Below are 1343 nucleotides of genomic sequence, written 5' to 3'. Positions count from 1 at the left end.
CAGACACACCACCAGACACAAACACCAACTCCTCAGACACCCCACCCCCCACCACACCCAACTCAACCGACTCCCACTCCACGGCGTGCAGGGCGGAGTCCTCCGCGGCGAACTGTGCGGTGAACCGTTCCCGGGGCATCCGGCGCAGCGTCAGTGTCCGTGCCTCGGCCACCGGCGAGCCGTGCTGGTCGGCGACCGCGACGGAGACGTCGTCGCCGCCCGCGAGAGTGAGCCGTACGCGCAGTGCGGTGAGACCGTCACGGTTCCAGAAGGTGGCACCGTGCCAGTCGAACGGCAGCCACAGCAGGTCTCCGGACTCGAGTGTCTCGGCCGCCGCGACGGCCAGGGGCTGGAGCGCGGCGTCGAGCAATACCGGATGGACCGCGAACTGCTGTGCCTCGCCGTGGAGTTCCGAAGACAGCTGGACCTCCGCGTACAGTTCCTCTCCGCTCCGCCAGAGGCCCCGGAGCCCCCGGAACGGTGAACCGTACTTGTAGCCGAGCCCGGCCAGGCGGTCGTAGACGCCCTCCAGCGGGATCTCGGTGGCGTGCTGCGGCGGCCAGGTGCGCAGGGGCTCGAAGGTGTCCGGCTCCGGCCTGGTGCCCGTGGGGGCGAGGCTGCCGCTCGCGCAGCGGATCCACGCGGTGTCCCCGGTGTCCCGGTCGGCCGGTCCCGCGTGGACGGAGAAGGCCCTGGTGCCGTCCTGGTCGGCCGCCTGGACGATGATCTGCAGCCGGACCGTCTGGTGCGCGGGCAGGGGCAGCGGCGACTCGAGCGTGAGCTGTTCCACGCGGCCCGCGCCGGTGCGGGCGGCCGCTGCGGCCCCGAGTTCGAGGAACACGGCCGCCGGCAGGATCACGGTGCCGTCGATCGTGTGGTCGGTGAGCCACGGGTGGTCCTCGGCGCTGATCCGGCCGCTGAGCACCGTCTCCCCGCGGCCGGCGAGCTCGACGACCGTGTCGAGGAGGGGGTGCCGGGCCGCGTCGGGCCCCGCGGCGCGGCCGTCCGCCCGCCGCCCGGAGGTCAGCCAGTAGCGCCTGTGCCGGAAGGCGTACGTGGGCAGGTCGGTCGGGGCCGCTCCGGGGTAGAACGCGGTCAGGTCGACGTGCGCGCCGTGGACGTGGGCCTGGGCCAGTCCCGCGCCGAGCACGGCGGTCTCGGCGTGCCGTGCGCGCAGCAGGGGCACGGCGGTCATGGCGCCGTCGTCCTGTCCGTCGCGGATCATCCCGGTGAGTACGGCGTCGGGGCCGACCTCGAGGCACAGGCCCACGCCTTCGTCCTTCAGGGTCTGGACGGCGTCGTGGAAGCGGACGGTGCCACGCAACTGACCCACCCAGTACTCG

At 73.0% G+C, this 1343-nt stretch carries 1 protein-coding gene; it reads right to left on the bottom strand.

Features of this window, described 5'->3' with window-relative positions:
- Positions 1–1343, bottom strand: a 1343-nt coding sequence (locus HZS56_RS37765; protein WP_216725319.1) for a polyketide synthase dehydratase domain-containing protein, incomplete at both ends; no start/stop codon positions are given.

It is taken from the genome of Streptomyces mayonensis (assembly GCF_018982965.1).
GTDB lineage: Bacteria > Actinomycetota > Actinomycetes > Streptomycetales > Streptomycetaceae > Streptomyces > Streptomyces mayonensis.
Note: the sequence above shows the minus strand (reverse complement) of the source record. Positions and strands in the feature narration are given on the sequence as shown.